Here is an 18,943-nt window from a genome sequence, read left to right on the forward strand (position 1 = left end):
CTATGGACCGACGGGGGAGTTGCCCGTGGGGCACGCGCGCGGGGCGCCCGATAGGCCCCACGCGCGCATGCCCGGCACCGAGCGCCGTCCGCGGGACGGCCTACGCCGGGCGCACCACGCTGTGGATCGCCGACGTGCCGTCGTAGTAGATCGACTCCTCGCGCACGTACGCGCCCGGCTTCGGCGCGTGGATCATCATGCCGTTGCCGATGTAGAGGCCGACGTGGCTGATGTCGTCGTAGAAGAACACCAGGTCACCGGGCTGCGCGTCGGAGAGGGAGACGGTCGTGCCCGCGTTCACCTGGTCGTAGGTGACGCGCGGGAGCGAGACCCCGGCGGCCTTCCAGGCGGCCTGCGTGAAGCCCGAGCAGTCGTACGAGTCCGGTCCGGTGGCGCCCCACACGTACGGCTTGCCGATCTGGGTGCGGGCGAAGGCGACCGCCTTGTCCGCCTTCGCCGTGGACGACGAACCCGTGGTCGTCGAGCCGGTGGAGCCCGTCGAGCCGGTGCTGGTGTCGCCGGACGACGACTCCTGCGCGGCCGCCTTCTTCGCGGCCTCGGCGGCGGCCTGCTGCTTCGCCAGTTCCGCCGCCTTGCGCGCGGCCTCCTCCTGCTTCTTCTTCTCGATCGCGGCGAGCCGGGCCTTCTCCTCCGCGGTCAGCTTCGAGAGCAGGTCACGCGCCTCGGTGAGCTTCGTCTGGACGTCGGCCTTGGACTTCTTGAGCGCGTCCTGCGAGGAGGACAGCGTCTCCAGGCTCTTGGCGGCCTCCGTGCGCTTCTTCGTGGTGGCGGCCTGCTCGGTGGTGTAGTCGTCGACGGCCGCCTTCTGGCGGGTGGTCAGACGGTTCATCAGCTGGGTCTGGTCGAAGTAGTCCTGCGGGTCGTCGGCGAGCAGGAGGGTCGCGGTGTCGGGGGCGGCGGCCCCGGTGCGGTACTGCGCGGCCGCGAACGAACCCAGTTCCTCACGCGCCGAGTTGAGCTTCTCGGTGCGCTTGGCGACGTCGTCGCGCAGGGCGTCGACGCGCTCCTGCTGCTTGGCTGTCTTCTCCCTGGTCGCGTTGTACTTCTCGGTGGCCGTCTCGGCCTGGTGGTAGAGGTCGTTGACCTTCTTCTCGACTTCTTCGAGGCTCGGCCTGGGCTCGGCGGAGGGGGACGCGTTCGCCGTCTGGGAGAGCAGGGCCACGGAGGTGAGGGCGGCCGTCGCGAGAGCGGGGGTGCGTATGCCTGCCATACGCGAACCCGCGGGACGCCATTTGCGGTGCGACGCCAAGAGAGGCGACTCCTTCCGTCATCCGCCTACCGAGTTAGCTGTCGGGTTCGGGCGGGTGCATCCGGAAGGTTTGCCCTACGGTCCTTGCCCCACAAGGCAGTTGGACCGATTCACCCCAAGGTCGGTGGGTCCCCGGTTCCGGCCGCCGCGAAGGCAGGCCGAATTCGGCGGAGGCCACACGGCCCGGCGACGTTCGCCGGTGGGGGTCGAGCGGCCTGTGCGGCACGCTAGCCAATTCGTGTGGCTGCTGTGAAGGTTGATGTGCGATATGCCCGATACATTTTCGTGACCTTGGCCATGAGAAGCGTCACTCTCACCGATCGTGGTCCGGAGGATCTGGAGGGTGACAGGGGTTAAGGGGGTGTCGGTGGGGGGCGGGACGCGCCGCGGGGGTTCTGAAGGTGATGTGCGTCACGGCGGAGCGGCGGAGATGGCGGAGGTGGCGGAGGCGGCGGGGAGGGGTCTTCGGGGCCGGCGCCGATGCCGGGGCAGGGCACGGGGCTCGCGGAGTCCAGGCGGGGGGCGAGGGACTCACGGAGCCGGGCGGGCGGGTGATGGGGTCGGCGGACCCGGGAGTGGACCCGGGAGTGGACCCGGGAGGGGCGGGCCGGGCTCACGGAGGCCGGTCCGGGAAGATCATCGGCTTCCATGAGGCACCGCGGAGACGGACGGACACCCCGATCGGGGCGGACTTTCCGGGGCGGCGGCCGGTTGTCGGTGGGGCGGCCTAGACTCGGAGAGCGATGAGCAGCCTCTTTGACGACAGCTTCCTGGCGGACCTCAAGCCCTCCGGGGCCCACGAGGAAGAGCCCCCGCCGCCGCCCGAGGACGAGGCGCCGGAGCCGATTCCGGACGACCTGTTCGGCGGCCGCTTCGACCTGCCCCCGGCCCGGGACGCGTACTACCGCGACGGCGCGCACCGCCCTGCCCTGGACCCGGCGACGCTGCTCGACGGACTGAACGAGAATCAGCGCGCCGCCGTCGTCCACTCCGGCTCCCCGCTGCTCATCGTGGCCGGCGCGGGTTCGGGCAAGACCCGCGTGCTCACCCACCGGATCGCCCATCTGCTGGCCGAGCGGCACGTCCACCCCGGCCAGATCCTCGCGATCACCTTCACGAACAAGGCCGCGGGCGAGATGAAGGAGCGCGTCGAGCAGCTCGTCGGCCCGCGCGCGGGCGCGATGTGGGTGATGACCTTCCACAGCGCCTGCGTCCGCATCCTGCGCCGCGAGAGCAAGAAGCTCGGCTTCACGTCGTCCTTCTCGATCTACGACGCCGCCGACAGCAAGCGTCTGATGGCCCTGGTCTGCCGCGACCTGGACCTCGACCCCAAGCGCTTCCCGCCGAAGTCCTTCAGCGCCAAGATCTCGAACCTGAAGAACGAGCTGATCGACGAGGAGGACTTCGCGAACCAGGCCGCCGACGGCTTCGAGAAGACCCTCGCGCAGGCCTACGCGCTCTACCAGTCGCGCCTCCGCGAGGCCAACGCGCTCGACTTCGACGACCTGATCATGACGACGGTCAATCTGCTGCGCGCCTTCCCGGACGTCGCCGAGCACTACCGCCGCCGCTTCCGCCACGTCATGGTCGACGAGTACCAGGACACCAACCACGCGCAGTACGCCCTGGTCAGGGAGCTGGTGGGGCCCGCCGACAGCGACCCCGGCGAGCTGTGCGTCGTGGGTGACGCCGACCAGTCGATCTACGCCTTCCGCGGCGCGACCATCCGCAACATCCTCCAGTTCGAGGAGGACTACACGGACGCGACGACGATCCTGCTCGAACAGAACTACCGCTCCACCCAGACGATCCTCTCCGCTGCCAACGCGGTCATCGAGCGCAACGAATCACGGCGCCCGAAGAACCTGTGGACCAACGCGGGCGCCGGTTCCAACATCACCGGCTACGTGGCCGACACGGAGCACGACGAGGCCCAGTTCGTCGCCGACGAGATAGACCGTCTCACCGACGCGGGCGAGGCCAAGGCGGGCGACGTCGCCGTCTTCTACCGTACGAACGCGCAGTCCCGTGTCTTCGAAGAGGTCTTCATCCGCGTCGGCCTGCCCTACAAGGTCGTCGGCGGCGTCCGCTTCTACGAGCGCAAGGAGGTCCGGGACGTCCTCGCGTACCTCAGGGTGCTGTCCAACCCCGAGGACTCGGTCCCGCTGCGCCGCATCCTGAACGTTCCCAAGCGCGGCATCGGCGAGCGCGCCGAAGCGATGATCGACGCGCTGTCGCAGCGCGAGAAGATCAGCTTCCCGCAGGCGCTGCGCCGCGTGGACGAGGCGTACGGGATGGCGGCCCGCTCGACGAACGCGGTCAAGCGGTTCAACACGCTGATGGAGGACCTCCGGACGATCGTCGAGTCGGGCGCCGGCCCGGCCACCGTCCTGGAGGCGGTCCTCGAACGCACCGGCTACCTCGCCGAGTTGCAGGCATCGACCGACCCGCAGGACGAGACCCGGATCGAGAACCTCCAGGAACTCGCCGCCGTGGCCCTGGAGTTCGAGCAGGAGTCGGGCGAGGGCGAGGTCGTGGGAGGCCTCTCCGAGTTCCTGGAGCGGGTCGCGCTCGTCGCCGACTCCGACCAGATCCCGGACGAGGAGGACGGCAACGGCGTCATCACCCTGATGACCCTGCACACCGCCAAGGGCCTCGAATTCCCCGTGGTCTTCCTGACCGGCATGGAGGACGGCGTCTTCCCGCACATGCGCGCGCTGGGACAGGTCAAGGAGCTGGAGGAGGAGCGGCGCCTGGCGTACGTAGGCATCACGCGCGCGCGGGAGCGGCTCTACCTCACGCGGTCGTCGATGCGCAGCGCATGGGGCCAGCCCTCGTACAACCCGCCGTCCCGGTTCCTGGAGGAGATCCCGGCCACCCATCTGGACTGGAAGCGCACCGGGGCGACGGCTCCCGTGTCGTCCGGTCCGGCGTCGGGGATCGCCGCCTCACTGTCGTCCTCGCGTTCGCGGTCCGCGGCCTCGGGGGCGTCCGGGTTCGCGACGCGGCGTGGGATCTCGGAGAAGCCGGTGGTCTCGCTGGCCGTCGGGGACCGGGTCACGCACGACCAGTTCGGCCTCGGCACCGTCGTAGGTGTGAAGGGGACGGGCGCGAACGCCGAGGCGACGATCGACTTCGGCGAGGCGAAGCCGAAGCGACTGCTGCTGCGGTACGCGCCGGTGGAGAAGCTGTAGGAGCCGGGAGCCCGAGGGGCCTGTCGCTGCTCGACAGGCCCGCGGTCCCGGTCCGTCCGCGGGACACCTGAGCCCGCAGGACACCTGAGGGGGAGCGCCTCCGTCGGCGTACGTCTTCGCGGCGTCGTCGGCCGCGCCTCGGGGAAGCGGGCCCGGGCTCGCGAGAGTGAGGGTGGTCCCGGGGCAGGAGTGTGGTGGGGCCCGAACAGTGGCGTGGGCCCGGGGTCGTTACGTCGGGTCCAGTCCGTGGCTGCGCAGCCACGGCAGCGGGTCGATCGCCGAACCGCCGCCCGGCCGGACCTCGAAGTGCAGGTGCGGACCGGTCGAGTTGCCGGAGTTGCCGGAGAAGGCGATCTGGTCGCCGGCCTTCACCGCGGTGCCGGAGGCGACCTTGTACGTGGAGAGGTGGCAGTACCAGGTCTCCGTGCCGTCCTTCGCGGTGACGATCATCATGTTCCCGTACGCGCTGTTCCACTGCGTGCGGACGGTTCCGTCGGTCGCGGCCATCACCGGCGTGCCGTACGAGACCGGGAAGTCGATTCCCGTGTGCACGGACATCCAGTTGATGCCCGCCTGGCCGAAGTAGGCGCTGAGGCCCTTCCGCGCCACCGGGATGGCGAACTTGGGACGCAGCCGCTCCTTGCGGGCCGCTTCCTCCGCCGCCTTCTTCTTGTCGGCCGCCTGCTGGGCCTTGAGGTCGATACGTTCCTGCGTGCGGCTGGCCCGGTCGGCGAAGTCGTCCGCGCCCGCGGACAGACTCTGGAGCTGGGTGTCCAGCTTGTTGTTGGCGGTGGACGGCTTCACGGCCGTGGGGTCCGGGGCGCTCGCCGTGGTGTCCTTGCCGTCGTCCCCGCCGAGGTTGCCCACGGAGGCGGCGGCGATGCCGGCGACGCCCATCACGCAGGCCGAGGGAACGGCGACGGTCAGCAGAGCGGAACGTTTCGCGGGGCTGCGGCGACGGGAGCGGGAGCCCGAGCGGGACGCGGCACGGGGGGTCGGGACGACCTCCTCCATGTCGTCGAGCAGCGGGGCCTCGTAGTCCCCGTCGTCGTCGGCCGGCGCGTCCACGTCGTCGGTGAAGGACTCGAACTCGTCGTCCGCGTCGATGTGCTGGTCGTACGAGACGTGATCGAAGGTGGCGGTCGCCTGCTGGTCGAAGGGCACGGACGCGTGCGTCTCGGGCTGCTCGTACGCCTCGGCGTGGCCGTGCGGCTGTTCGTACGACTCCTGCTGGGCGAGCGGCTGCTCGTAGGCGTCCTGCTGCGGATACTCGTACGCCTCGTACGGATCGTGGCCGCCGACGGTGTTCCACTGCGTGGCGTCGTACGCACCCGTCTCCTGGGCCGGCGCGCTCCACTGCTGGGAGTGGTCGACCGACTGGTCCGGCTGGAGCCAGGCACTGGCGTCCCACTGTCCCGACGCCTCCGGGCTCGGGTGCTGCGCGGGGATGTCGGCGAGCTGCTGGTAGCCGGACGCCCAGGCCGTCGTCTCGTAGCTGCCGGTGTCGTAGGCCGCCTGGTGCTGCGCCGCGTACGGGTCGTAGTTCGGCGTCTGGTGGCTGCCGGTGCTCCACTGCGTGGCGTCGTAGGACCCCGTGCCCTGGCCCGACATGTCCCCGAAGAGGGGGTCGGCCTCGAAGGTCGCGGTCGCATAGGAACCGGTCGCGCCGACACCCGCGTCATAACCGTTGGCGGCGTAGGCGTCGTACGTGGTGAAGTCGCCGTACTGGGCTTCCTGTGCGCCGTACGACGCATGGAGCGCCGCGGCGGCATCGGAGGCCGGAGCCGGGGGAGTCACGGTCCCCGACGGGTGACGGTCGTTCACCAACTTCTCTTTCGCCTCGACAACAGGGGCTGGCAGAGCAGTGCGGCGACTGTACCCGGCGGTACGCGGGCGCGACAATCTTCGTCAGGTTTCCCGTTCTCGGGAAACGGGCATTCGGCCGTGTTTCGGGGGAGTGCGGGCACGACTTTGGCCTGGTGTTCGATGAATGTTCGAAGCGCCAGGGGTGTCGTGGGGCTGTCCGACGGGTGTCGTGGAGCCGTTTTCCGGGTGCCGGCGACCGTGAAGTGAGGGCGACGAGCGCCTCAATGGGCCGTCGCGCGAACGCCGGCGGCGGTCACGCGGGCGCCCACCGCCGCGCGACCGCCGGTCGTCGTCACGCGACCGTCAGACCTCCCGCCCGGGTGGCCGTCCGGATGTCGGCCTCCTCCATGTCGAGCGCCTGCCGTATGCCGGTCGCCACGGCCGGGTGCACCGGCAGGGCGAGATGGCCGACGCCGCTCACGCGGACGTTGTGCGCGAGCAGGTCGGGGTGGTCGACGCAGGCCGACTCCAGCGGGTCCATCAGATGGTCCAGATCGCTCCAGAAGCTGACGAACTGGGTCCGGCAGCCCGGTGCGGGCATGGCCAGTTCCTCGATCACCTCGGAGCCGGGGCGCATCTGACGCACGATCGGGTGCGCGTTCATCAGCGGGGCGACCCGGGTGCCCGAGTGCGGCGTGCCGAGCGTGACGAGGGTGCGGACGTGGGCGTCGCCGCCGAGGCACTGCGCGTAGTACCGCGCGATCAGGCCGCCGAGGCTGTGCCCGACGATGTCCACCTGCGGATGGCCCGTGCGCTCGCAGATCTCCTCGATGTGCCGGCCGAGCAGTTCCGCGGCGGTGCGGATGTCGCACGTCAGCGGCGAGTAGTTGAGGGACTCCACGTGCTGCCGGCCGTGCTGGGCGAGGTTGCGGCGCAGCAGGACGAAGACGGAGCGGTTGTCGATGAAGCCGTGCAGCAGGACGACCGGCGGCTTGGCCTCGGTGGGGAGCTGCGCCGTGTCGGGTGAGGGCAGCGCGGGAGTGGAGCGGCGCTCCTGGACGATGCCGGAGGGGTAGAGGAGGAGGTGACCGGCGAGGATCGCGATCTCCAGAGCCGTCGCTTTCAGGAGGGTCACTGAAAGCCCGGCCAGTCTGCTCGGAAGCAGAAGCTGACAGAGGGGGAGAAAGGGCGTCGCTGCCCTGGTGACCTTCATGGCCGACCTCCAGTCGGCACGCGGCAGGACCGCTCTGTCCCCCGTGTGCCCTCATGGAGAGCCGTGGTGGCGGCGGTGACCGACGGCGCGTGAGCGGTGCACCGTGCACCGCGACGCTACGTGGCGCCCTGCCGGGGGAAGTGAGTGGACTCCTCGCCGTCGGTGCGACCCTGCGGCGGTGTCGTGGAGCCGTCCTCGTCGTCCCGTGGTTCTCGTACCGGCCTGGCTCCTTGCTGTCGGACCGTCCCCGGTGCCCTCATCGCCACGGTGTCCCGCTGACGCCGTGGTGGCGAGGCCACCTGTGCGGCTCTCCTGTGCGCAGGGCTCCGGCCGAGGCCTGTGTGCCGCACGTCCGTGCGGCGCTGGTGCCGCCGGATTCGGAGCGATGCGCGGCGAACTTGTCCCAGTGTGTGATTTCCCCCTCGGTCTCCACCGCGAAACTGCCGGGTGCGGGATGCTGGCGATAACGTTCGTTCACTTACCCGGCCGTAGGCCCCGGGGCGCCCGGGCTGCGAGGCACATCCGGTGTGGTGAGCGGCAGATTCTGCGATATGTGTGAATAGTCAGTAGTCGGTGGCCATGTGTCGGCAGTCACAATCGGTGTCGGTGCAGGTTGATGTAGTCGGTTCATGGAGGCAGTGATGGGTGTGGCAGCCGGTCCGATCCGCGTGGTCGTGGCAAAGCCGGGGCTCGACGGCCACGATCGCGGGGCCAAGGTGATCGCGCGGGCGCTGCGCGACGCCGGTATGGAGGTCATCTACACCGGGCTCCATCAGACCCCTGAGCAGATCGTCGACACCGCGATCCAGGAGGACGCCGACGCGATCGGCCTCTCCATCCTCTCCGGTGCCCACAACACGCTCTTCGCGGCCGTGATCGAGCTCCTGAAGCAGCGTGACGCGGAGGACATCAAGGTCTTCGGCGGCGGCATCATCCCCGAGGCGGACATCGCTCCTCTCAAGGAGAAGGGTGTCGCGGAGATCTTCACCCCCGGCGCGACGACCGCGTCGATCGTGGACTGGGTGCGGGCCAACGTGAGGCAGCCGGCGGAGGCGTGACGCCCCGCGGTCGTCCTCGACCGGGATGCGGCTCGGGGCTGCCTGTGGCCGCCTGTGGGCTGCTTGCGGTGCCGGGCGACCTGGCGGTCTGTCGGGTGGCCGGCTGGGGCGTGACGCTCGGTGGTCGCCCTCGGGCGGACCGAGCCGGGTCCGGCGCCGTCTGGCCCGGCGCCGTCTGGTCCGGCACGGCGAGACGGTCCGTGGCGTTCGCCCGAGCCGCCGACCGACCGCGGTGCAGCCTGTCCGGCTACGGCTTCCGGGACGAGCCCCGTGCGCGCGGCGCACGGGGCTCGTTGCTGTCCAGGGCCGAGGTCCAGGGGGTCGGGGCCGACGATGAGCGCCACCGGGGTGACCGGTGGCGTCGGCCACGGGCGCACGGGCTGGTGCGCGTCCCCCATACGGGTGCGGGCCGGGGTGCCGGCCTGCTTCGCAGGTGGGCCGGACCGGGGGGCAGTGGGCCGGGCGGGGCGAGGTTGCCGATCTGGGCCGGGTGCCGTCCCCCGTACGCCCGATCGGGGCGCGGTGCCTCGCGGTGGGCCGGTGGGGCGCGGTGCCTCGCGGTGGGCCGGTGGGGTGAGGTGCCTCGCGGTGGGCCGGTGGGGTGAGGTGCCTCGCGGTGGGCCGGCGGGGCGAGGTGCCTTGCGGTGGGCCGGCGGGGCGTGGCCCCTCACGGCTCGCCGAGCTCGGAGGTCATCGCCGCGCGCAACCGCAACGTGGTGACAAGGCGCTGGAACGCCTCGGCCCAGTAGCTGCCGGCTCCCGGCGCCGCGTTCTCCGACTCGTCGGGCACGGAGGTGAGCCCTTCGAGCCGTCCCGCCTCGGCGGGGTCCAGGCATCGCTCCGCGAGCCCCATCACCCCGCTGAAGCTCCACGGATAGCTGCCGGCGTCCCGCGCGATGTTGAGCGCGTCCACCACCGCCCGCCCCAGGGGCCCGGCCCAGGGCACGGCGCACACCCCCAGCAGCTGGAACGCCTCCGACAGCCCGTGCGTCCCGATGAACCCCGCCACCCACTCCGCGCGCTCCGCGGAGCCGAGCGTGGCGAGCAGTTTCGACCGCTCGGCCAGGGAGACCGCCCCGGGCCCCCCGGCCTCCGGCGCGGCCGGCGCGCCCAGCAGCGCCCTGGACCACCCGGGATCACGCTGGCGCACCGCCGCCCGGCACCAGGCGGCGTGCAGCTCGCCCTGCCAGTCGTCCGCCACGGGCAACGCCACGATCTCCTCCGGCGTGCGCCCCCCGAGCCGCTCCTGCCAGACGCGCAGCGGGGCCGCCTCGACCAACTGGCCCAGCCACCAGGAGCGTTCCCCCCGACCGGTGGGCGGATTCGGCACCACTCCGTCCCGCTCCATGCCGGCGTCGCACTCGTGCGGAGCCTCGACGACGATCGTGGGCGTGCCCCGCGTACGGTCCACGGCCACGCACGAACCGGCTCGTGCCGCCATCCGGGCCGCGAGCGCGGAATCGGGCAGCGCGGACAGGAGCTCCGCGGCCGTCGCGCGCACGTTGCGGCTGCGGTCCGCCAGCGCCCGTTCCAGGAACGCCTCGTCGGCCGGGCACAGGCCGGACCGCAGTGAATCGAGGAACATCAGCCGGTCCTCCGCCCGTTCCGTCGCCCAGGTCGTGGTCAACAACTCCCTTGCAGCGTCAGCATCATGGGCGCGTATCGCGGAGAGCAGCGCGACCCGCTCAGCGAACAGCCCCTCCTGCCACAACCGCTCGACCTGCTCGGTCTCTTCCGGGCCCGGCAGCGCGGCACCGCCGCCCGGTGCGGAGCGCAGCGCGAACCGCCACTCCGGGTTCAGTCGCGCCAGCCACACCGCCCGCGGTCCCGCGAAGGCCAGGGCGGCCGGCCGTAGATCCGTGCGGCCGCGGGCCGCGTCCAGGAGCGCGGGCAAGGCCTGAGGGGGTGCCGCGAAGCCGCGCGCGTTGGCCAGTTGGAGCCACTGGGGCAGCAGCTCCATCAGGTCCGGCGCCGTCCCTCTGCGGCCCCCGCCTCCCGTGCCCGGCCGGTCCGCGAGCAGCATCGCCAGCCTGCGGGCCGCCGCGGGCGGCAGCGACGGCCGGGGATCCCGCGCCGCCGGCTCCGGTCGCGCCGCGGCCCGCGCGGGGCGGACGCCGGCCCGCCGCCGCACCGTCTCCACGGCGGCGGCGTCCAGCAATGCCACCGGTGCTTCTCGGCCGGGCCGCAGTCCCGGAGGCGTACGCCGCTCCGTGCCGAGCAGCGCCACGGTGACGAGCTCCTCCCAGGAGCCACCGGCGGGCGCGCCCGCCGGGGCCGAGGTCGTGTTCATGAGCGTCCTTTCCGTACGGATGGGGTGTGGCCCGTGCGGGTGGTGTCGGCCGGCCGCGCCGTCAGCACAGGGGCACCGCCTCCCCGGGGCCCTCCGGCCAAGCCGTCAGCGGGGTGAAGCCGCGGTGGCCGCACTCGCCGAAGACCGTGACCGGCGCGCCGCCGGAGAGCGCGACCAGACGCCAGAGATCGGGGCGGGAACGGGAGGACGGAGTGAGAGGCAGGGCCAACTCGCCGTCTGCGTCGACCAGTTGCCAGGTGTCGCCGTCGGGAGTGGGCACGACCCGGTCCAGGGTGACCGGGTACGAGTCCAGCCACGGGTCGGCCCGCAGTGCTTCGCCGTAGCGCTCGACGGCCTGAAGGGTGGTCGTGCCCGGCGGCCGTATCGCCGCGGGAGCCGGTGGCGTGAACTGCTCGCCGAGCGCGGCCCGCAGCTGACCGGCACCCGGATAGGCGGACACCTCAGCCTCGAAGGCCAGCCCCACGGGCAGCGCCAGTTCGGGTGCGCGGCCGGCCGCCCCATAAGAGAGGAGCAGGGCCGCACGCCCGGACTCCGCGCCGTACAGCCAGATCCTGCGCGTCGTGAGCCGGGCGTCCGACGTGTCGTACTGCGCCAGGACCAGCCAGCGGTCCCGCACCGGCCGGCCGTCCGCCGAGCCGGACAGGCCGACCCGCGAACGGACCGTCGCGGCCAGGCCGTCCGGCAACAGTTCGCGCCGCAGCCAGCCCTGATCGAGGAGGTGCAGCAGCGCGCACTCCTCCAGCAGACGCACGGGCCAGCCGGGCCCGGACGACGGGATCGCCCCCAACTCCCGGACTCGCGCGGCCAGGCCGGGCGCCTGCGCGTCGACCATGCGGGCCGCCGTCTCCTCCCACATCCCGTACCCCGCCTGCTCGGCCGAGGCGAGGCCGCCGCGCAGCAGGTCGGCCAGCCGCTGCTCCAACTCGGCCGCACCGGCCGTGATCCGCTCGGCGCGCCGCTCCGCCCTGCGCCGCGCCGCTTCCGGATCACCCGCCGAGGACGCTCCAGATGCCCCGCCCGCCGTCCTCTTCTTCTCCGAGCGCGCTCTTCGTCCTTCTATCCACTGCTCGGCCCAGTCCGGTGCCTGCGCATGCGGCACCGTGCCGTCGCCGCCCGCCCAGAGCAGCAGCAGCCCCAGCGCGTGCTTGCACGGGAACTTCCGGCTCGGACAACTGCACTTGTAGGCGGGCCCGGTGGAGTCCGCGATGTCGATGACCGTCTGATACGGCTTGCTGCCACTTCCCTTGCACAGTCCCCACACGGTCCCCTCGTCAGAACTGCCCGCCTCGGACCACGGCCCGGCCGCGCCGAGTTTGCTTCCCGCCTTGCGTGACGCGGCGTCAGGCGCCAGTGCCAGCACCTGATCCGCCGTCCAGCGCACCCCCTGCTGTGTCATGCCATCGAAGGTAGGTCCCGCCACTGACAATCGACCTTCGCGAAGTCGTTTGTGCAGGTCAGAGCGCATTGTCAGTGCCGTGGTGCACGGTGGAGCCAGATCCGAACCGGCCGAGCTGGAGGGGGACCGAGCCATGTCCGTGTCCGTAGAACCGACGTCCGCCGAGGCGTCCGCGGAAGAGTTCGCGGGAGCCACCGTCGAAGGGACGGCCGAGGCGCTGCGACCGCACGCCGAGCACGCCTTCGCGGCCGAACTCGAAGCGCTGGCCGCGCAGGACGACCGCCCGCGTCCGGCCCGCTGGCGGCTGTCGCCGTGGGCCGTGGCGACCTATCTGCTGGGCGGCACCCTGCCGGACGGCACGGTGATCACACCGAAGTACGTGGGCCCGCGCCGTATCGTCGAGGTCGCCGTCACCACGCTCGCCACCGACCGCGCACTGCTCCTGCTCGGCGTGCCGGGCACGGCCAAGACCTGGGTGTCCGAGCACCTGGCCGCCGCCGTCAGCGGCGACTCGACGCTGCTCGTCCAGGGCACGGCGGGGACGCCGGAGGAAGCGATCCGGTACGGCTGGAACTACGCGCAGCTGCTCGCGCACGGCCCGAGCCGCGACGCCCTCGTGCCCAGCCCGGTCATGCGGGCCATGGCCGAGGGCATGACGGCTCGCGTGGAGGAGCTGACCCGCATCCCCGCCGACGTGCAGGACACGTTGATCACGATCCTGTCCGAGAAGACGCTGCCCATCCCGGAGTTGGGCCAGGAGGTGCAGGCGGTCCGCGGGTTCAACCTGATCGCCACGGCCAACGACCGCGACCGCGGGGTCAATGAACTGTCGAGCGCGCTGCGCCGCCGGTTCAACACGGTGGTGCTGCCGTTGCCGGAGAGCGCCGACGCGGAGGTCGACATCGTCTCGCGCCGTGTCGAGCAGATCGGCCGCTCCCTCGACCTGCCCGCCGTGCCCGACGGCATCGACGAGATCCGTCGCGTCGTCACCGTCTTCCGCGAGCTGCGCGACGGGGTCACGGCCGACGGGCGCACGAAGCTGAAGTCGCCCAGCGGCACTCTGTCCACCGCCGAGGCGATCTCCGTCGTCACCAACGGCCTCGCTCTGGCCGCCCACTTCGGGGACGGCGTCCTGCGAGCGGGCGACGTCGCGGCCGGCATCCTCGGCGCCGTCGTCCGGGACCCGGCGGCCGACCGTGTCATCTGGCAGGAGTATCTGGAGGCGGTCGTCCGCGAGCGTGACGGCTGGAAGGACTTCTACCGGGCCTGCCGCGAGGTGAGCGCATGAGCGGAGCCCGGAGCGACCGGGAGCGGGGGCCGCTGCTGCTCGGCGTGCGGCACCACGGCCCCGGTTCGGCACGAGCCGTGCGCGCCGCGCTGGACGCGACGGCACCCCGGGTCGTGCTGATCGAGGGGCCCCCGGAGGCGGACGCGCTCGTCCCGCTCGCCGCCGACGAGGACATGCGGCCCCCGGTCGCCCTCCTGGCCCATGTCGTGGACGAGCCCGGCCGCTCGGCCTTCTGGCCGCTGGCCGAGTTCTCACCGGAATGGGTGGCGATCCGATGGGCCCTGGACCACGGAGTTCCGGCCCGCTTCATCGACCTCCCGGCAGCCCACACGCTGGCATGGGGAGACGGGGACTCTCCGCAGGAGAAAGAAGAGGAGCGGCAGGACGAGAGAAAAGAGGAACAGAAGGCGGAGGAGCAGAAAGAGGGGGAGCAGAAAGAGGAGAAGGAAAGAGGGGAGAAGGAGAGCGGCGAGGAGGAGCCGAGACGCGACGGTGAGGGGCAGGACCGCGACCAGGAGTCGTCCCCCGCGGCGGAGTTGACCGAGGCGGCCGTACAGATCGACCCCCTGGCCGTCCTTGCCGAGACCGCGGGCTATGACGATCCGGAGCGCTGGTGGGAGGACGTCGTCGAGCACCGGGCGGACGCGCAGGGAGACCCGTTCGCTCCGTTCGCCGTGCTCGAAGAGGCGATGGGCGCGCTCCGGGAGGCGTACGGGGTCGGCGGGCACGACCGGGACCTGGTGCGCGAGGCCTATATGCGACTGCAGATCCGGGCGGCCCAGCGCGAGTGCGGGGACGACGTGGCCGTGGTGTGCGGCGCCTGGCACGTGCCCGCGCTGCGCCGGAAGACCACGGTCGGTGCCGACCGGGCGCTGCTCAAGGGCCTGCCCAAGGTCAAGCCCGACCTGACCTGGGTGCCGTGGACGCACCGCCGGCTCTCCCGCGTCAGCGGGTACGGCGCGGGCATCGACTCCCCGGGCTGGTACGGGCATCTGTTCAGCGTCCCGGACCGTCCGGTCGAGCGGTGGATGACCAAGGTGGCCCGGCTGCTGCGCGCGGAGGACCAGGGGGTTTCCTCCGCCCATGTGATCGAGGCGGTGCGGCTGGCCGACACGCTCGCAGCGATGCGTGGCCGCCCCCTGGCGGGCCTCACCGAGACCACCGATGCGGTACAGGCCGTGATGTGCGAGGGCTCGGACGTCCCGCTGTCCCTCGTGCGGGATCGGCTGGTGGTCGGCGACGTGCTCGGCGAGGTGCCGGAATCGGCGCCCGCCGTGCCGTTGCAGCGCGACCTGGCACGACTCCAGCGGCGGCTGCGGATGAAACCGGATGCGCTGGAGCGGGAGTTGGAGCTGGACCTGCGCAAGGAGACCGACGCCGGGCGCAGCAGACTGCTGCACCGGCTGCGGCTCCTGGGCGTGTCCTGGGGTGAGCCCACGGCGTCGCGCGGCAGCACCGGCACGTTCCGGGAGACCTGGCGGCTGCGCTGGGAACCGGAGTTGTCCGTACGGGTCGCCGAGGCCGGCGTGTGGGGCACGACGGTACTGGCCGCCGCCACCGCCAGAGCCGAGGCGGACGCCGTCTCGGCGCCTTCGCTGGCGGACGTCACGGCGCTCTCCGAGCGCTGCCTCCTCGCCGAACTGCCCGAAGCGCTGCCCGTCGTGATGCGGGTCCTCGCCGACCGGGCCGCTCTCGACGCGGACGTCGGCCATCTCGCACAGGCACTGCCCGCCCTCGTCCGCTCGCTGCGGTACGGCGACGTGCGGGGTACGGACACGCACGCCCTCGCCGGGGTGGCCGAGGGGCTCGCCGAGCGGATCTTCGTCGGACTGCCGCCGGCCTGCGCTTCCCTCGACGCGGAGGCCGCCGAGGAGATGCGGCGTCATGTGGACGCGGTGCACGGCGCGGTGGGGCTGCTGGCGGAGACGCTCACGACGTCACCGGCCGGCTCCGCGTCCTCCGGCGGTTCCTCGTCGTCCGGCGGCTTGCCGACTCCCGGCGGTTCCTCGCCATCGGACGGTTCCCCGTCCTCCGACCGTGCTGACCCGTCCGCCGGCATACGCCATCGCTGGCACTCCGTGCTGCGGGTGCTGACCGCCCGCGACACGGTCCCGGGGGTGGTCCGTGGGCGGACCGTTCGACTGCTCCTGGACGACGGGGAGTTGGCGCAGGAAGAGGCAGCCAGGCTGATGGGGCTGGTGTTGTCGCCGGGGACGGCACCCGGCGACGCGGCCGCGTGGATCGAGGGCTTCGTCGGAGGCGGCTCCGGGGGCGGGATGCTGCTCGTGCACGACGAGCGGCTGCTCGGGCTGGTGGACGCGTGGCTGACCGGCGTGCCCGCGGAGGCATTCACGGACGTACTGCCACTCCTGCGGCGGACGTTCTCGGCGTACGAGCCCGGAGTGCGCAGAACGCTGGGCGAACTGCTCCGGCGCGGCCCGCGTGCGACGGGGAGCGCCGAGGCCACCGCCTCCGGGATGCCCGGGTTCGCGACCGGCCTCGACGCCGGTCGCGCGGACGCCGTGCTGCCGGTGCTGAGCCTGTTGCTCGGGCTGGACGAATCCGATGACGTGACCGACCTGGACGACCTTGTGGAGGCGGCCCGATGACCGCACCGTTGAACACGCCCGGCGCACCCACCGCCACGCCCGGCACACCTGGCACGCCCCCCATCACGCCCGGCACGCGTGGCACGGCCACCACCACACCCGCCACGCCCGGCACGACCACCACCCCTGCCGCCGACACCACCGCGCCCGGCACCTCCGCCACCCCTGGTCCGCCTGCGGTGACCGACGCGGCCGGTGAGCGGATGCGGCGTTGGCGGCTCGTGCTCGGGGGCGATGAGGCGGACGGCACCGGATGCGCGCTCTCCGGGCAGGACGCGGCGATGGACGGAGCGCTCGCCGCGCTGTACGGGAAGGGGAACCAGGCGCAGTCGGGGCGGTCGCGTTCGGCGGGGCTCGGGGCGTCCGCGCCGTCGGTCGCGCGCTGGCTCGGCGACATCCGGACGTACTTCCCGTCCTCCGTCGTGCAGGTCATGCAGCGTGACGCCATCGACCGGCTCGGGCTCTCCGCGCTGCTGCTGGAGCCCGAGATGCTGGAGGCCGTGGAGGCCGACGTGCATCTGGTGGGCACCCTCCTCTCCCTGAACAAGGCCATGCCGGAGACGACGAAGGAGACGGCACGGGCCGTCGTGCGCAAGGTGGTCGAGGACCTGGAGAAGCGGCTCGCCACCCGTACGCGGGCGACCCTCACCGGAGCTCTCGACCGCAGCGCCCGGATCAGCAGGCCGCGTCACCACGACATCGACTGGAACCGCACGATCGCGGCCAACCTCAAGCACTATCTGCCCGAGTACCGCACGATCGTGCCCGAGCGGCTCATCGGGTACGGCCGCGCCTCGCAGTCCGTGAAGAAGGAGGTCATCCTCTGCATCGACCAGTCGGGCTCGATGGCGGCCTCCGTCGTGTACGCCTCCGTGTTCGGGGCCGTCCTCGCGTCGATGAGGTCCATCGCCACCCGCCTCGTCGTCTTCGACACCGCCGTCGTCGACCTCACCGACCAGCTCGACGACCCGGTGGACGTCCTCTTCGGAACCCAGCTCGGTGGCGGTACGGACATCAACAGGGCCCTCGCGTACTGCCAGTCCCAGATCACCAGGCCCGCCGACACGGTGGTCGTCCTCATCAGCGACCTCTACGAGGGCGGCATACGCAACGAGATGCTGAAGCGGGTCGCGGCGATGAAGGCGTCGGGAGTGCAGTTCGTGACGCTGCTCGCGCTGTCCGACGAAGGGGCGCCCGCGTACGACCGCGAGCACGCGGCGGCGCTCGCGGCGCTCGACGCACCGGCGTTCGCCTGCACGCCCGACCTGTTCCCCGAGGTCATGGCGGCCGCGATCGAGAAGCGACCACTGCCGATACCGGACACCAGGTGAGCGGAATGGAAAATCCGGACATGAGTACCCATCGGTAACAGGGGACTTGCGCAACCTCGGGAGTCCCGTGCAAGGATCGACGCGGCTCAGTGCCACCTTCTTTCCCTTCGTACGGGAGGACCCTCCCCCTCTTGCCCCCGTCAGCCGTGCTGTCCGGTGCCGCTTCGCGCGTGACGCGTGAGGCGGCTGGGCGGCGTGCGCTGCAACTGGCGCTGTTGTTGGGTGGATTGTTCGCCATCGCCCTCCTCTGCGGAGAGCGCGCACAGGCCGCCGACGGCACAGTGCCCGGGCCGGCGGCGGGTGTGGTCCGTTCGACGGCGGACGCGGTGCACCACGTGCCGGCGCCCCGTACCGAGGGGGCCGGACCGGAAGCGGCCGGCGTATCCGAGGGAGCCTCCGAGGCGACGGCCACCGTCCCGGACGACGGCCAGGCCAAGTCCACGGCCCAGTCCGAGTCCACGGCCCAGTCCGAGTCCACGGCCGAGGCCAAGTCCACGGCCGGGACGGCGCCCGAGCCCGCCAGGGCAGTGCCCGCGCCCGCGACACGTACGACGGACGGGACGCGGGCCGCGGAGGCGGCACCCGGGGCACCTGTGTCGCACGACACCCGGGCGGGTCGTCCCGCCGCCCCCGCCGTCGACGGCGCTCTCGCCCCCGTCGCGGGGGTGGTCACGCAGGTGACCGACACCGTTCGGCACGTCGTCCAGCCGGTCGACGATCTCGTGCGACCCGCCACCGGTGCGGTCGTGCGGCCGGTCGGTGACCTGGTGGAGACGGTCACCGGTGGGCTGCCCGCGACCCCGCCGGACGCACTCCCGGCCGTACCGGGTCTTCCCGGTCTGCCGGACCTGCCCGCGCTCCCGCCCACGGCTGCACAGCCCCTGCCGGCCGGCTCCGTGCCGCCCGCTCACGGCGGGGCGGCGCAGAACAACCGGCCCGCCACGGCCGGGCAGCACGCGACGCGACGTCAGCACACGCCGGCCACCACCCCTGCGTTCGGCCCCGACGCGCGCGGCGCGGACGCCTGGGCGGGTGCGGTGCGCCGCGCCCACGAGGGCGTGCCGACGGTGCAGTCACCCGCGCGTCAGGCACCCGCGGACGACACGACCGGCACGCTGATCGACCGTTCCGCGGTCGACAACGGCGCGCCGCGGCACGGTGATCCGCACGCCATCACCCCCGTCCACCGGGCACCGCTGCGGCTCGTGCCCGGCGCCTCCGCGGTCGTGACCGCGGCCGAGACCCGGGACAGGTACCGGGACATTCCCGTTTTCCCCGGCTAGTCAGCCTTCTCCTCCCCTCCCCGCTGAGCGACCTGCCGCGCGGGGGCGGAACAGGTCTGCCCGCCGTCCGGGCACCCCTGCGAATCCCGGACGGCAGCCCAAGGAACTCACCTGAATCCACCGGATCCCACCGGTGTTCAGCGACTCCCCGGAATCTCCCGAACTCTCGGAATCCCGAAGGATC

General features: G+C 72.3%; 11 protein-coding genes and 1 riboswitch. Of the genes, 6 read left to right on the forward strand and 5 right to left on the reverse strand.

The genetic code is table 11. The features are described from left to right. Nucleotides 1-100: 100 nt before the first annotated feature. Nucleotides 101-1,270 (reverse strand): C40 family peptidase, encoded by a 1,170-nt coding sequence (locus tag ABEB03_RS31640; protein ID WP_345656264.1) that lies wholly within the window; start codon nucleotides 1,268-1,270, stop codon nucleotides 101-103. 7 nt (nucleotides 1,271-1,277) lie between these two features. After that, nucleotides 1,278-1,450: riboswitch (cyclic di-AMP (ydaO/yuaA leader) on the reverse strand. A 563-nt stretch (nucleotides 1,451-2,013) separates the two neighbouring features. On the opposite strand from ABEB03_RS31640, the gene pcrA reads away from it, so the two are divergent. Continuing rightward, the gene (pcrA, locus tag ABEB03_RS31645) at nucleotides 2,014-4,464 is read left to right on the forward strand and encodes a DNA helicase PcrA (protein ID WP_345656265.1); all 2,451 of its coding nucleotides are present in this window, start codon (nucleotides 2,014-2,016) and stop codon (nucleotides 4,462-4,464) included. A gap of 228 nt (nucleotides 4,465-4,692) precedes the next feature. Here pcrA and ABEB03_RS31650 read toward each other — a convergent pair whose 3' ends face one another. Continuing rightward, the gene (locus ABEB03_RS31650; protein WP_345656266.1) at nucleotides 4,693-6,288 is read right to left on the reverse strand and encodes a M23 family metallopeptidase; all 1,596 of its coding nucleotides are present in this window, start codon (nucleotides 6,286-6,288) and stop codon (nucleotides 4,693-4,695) included. A 334-nt stretch (nucleotides 6,289-6,622) separates the two neighbouring features. Continuing rightward, nucleotides 6,623-7,483 (reverse strand): esterase/lipase family protein, encoded by an 861-nt coding sequence (locus tag ABEB03_RS31655; protein WP_345656267.1) that lies wholly within the window; start codon nucleotides 7,481-7,483, stop codon nucleotides 6,623-6,625. 641 nt (nucleotides 7,484-8,124) lie between these two features. Here ABEB03_RS31655 and ABEB03_RS31660 point away from each other — a divergent pair. After that, entirely contained in the window at nucleotides 8,125-8,541 is a 417-nt protein-coding gene (locus tag ABEB03_RS31660) for a cobalamin B12-binding domain-containing protein (RefSeq protein ID WP_345656268.1), read from the forward strand. A gap of 667 nt (nucleotides 8,542-9,208) precedes the next feature. Here the strand turns inward: ABEB03_RS31660 and ABEB03_RS31665 are convergent. After that, entirely contained in the window at nucleotides 9,209-10,831 is a 1,623-nt protein-coding gene (locus ABEB03_RS31665; protein WP_345656269.1) for a DUF5691 domain-containing protein, read from the reverse strand. 61 nt (nucleotides 10,832-10,892) lie between these two features. Then, nucleotides 10,893-12,248: an SWIM zinc finger family protein gene (locus ABEB03_RS31670; protein ID WP_345656270.1), complete on the reverse strand. Its 1,356-nt coding sequence runs from the start codon at nucleotides 12,246-12,248 to the stop codon at nucleotides 10,893-10,895. Between the two features lie 133 nt (nucleotides 12,249-12,381). Between ABEB03_RS31670 and ABEB03_RS31675 the strand changes: the two genes are divergently transcribed. From ABEB03_RS31675 to ABEB03_RS31690, 4 genes are all read left to right on the forward strand, one after another. Next, entirely contained in the window at nucleotides 12,382-13,536 is a 1,155-nt protein-coding gene (locus tag ABEB03_RS31675; RefSeq protein WP_345656271.1) for an ATP-binding protein, read from the forward strand. Beyond that, entirely contained in the window at nucleotides 13,533-16,145 is a 2,613-nt protein-coding gene (locus ABEB03_RS31680) for a DUF5682 family protein (protein ID WP_345656272.1), read from the forward strand. Before ABEB03_RS31675 ends, ABEB03_RS31680 begins: the two co-directional genes overlap by 4 nt. 203 nt (nucleotides 16,146-16,348) lie before the next feature. Further along, complete coding sequence (locus ABEB03_RS31685; protein ID WP_345656455.1) at nucleotides 16,349-17,476, forward strand: VWA domain-containing protein; 1,128 nt, start codon at nucleotides 16,349-16,351, stop codon at nucleotides 17,474-17,476. A 131-nt stretch (nucleotides 17,477-17,607) separates the two neighbouring features. After that, complete coding sequence (locus ABEB03_RS31690) at nucleotides 17,608-18,759, forward strand: hypothetical protein (RefSeq protein ID WP_345656273.1); 1,152 nt, start codon at nucleotides 17,608-17,610, stop codon at nucleotides 18,757-18,759. The last annotated feature ends 184 nt before the right edge of the window (nucleotides 18,760-18,943 follow it).

It is taken from the genome of Streptomyces siamensis, assembly GCF_039543605.1.
In the GTDB taxonomy this organism is placed as follows: domain Bacteria; phylum Actinomycetota; class Actinomycetes; order Streptomycetales; family Streptomycetaceae; genus Streptomyces; species Streptomyces siamensis.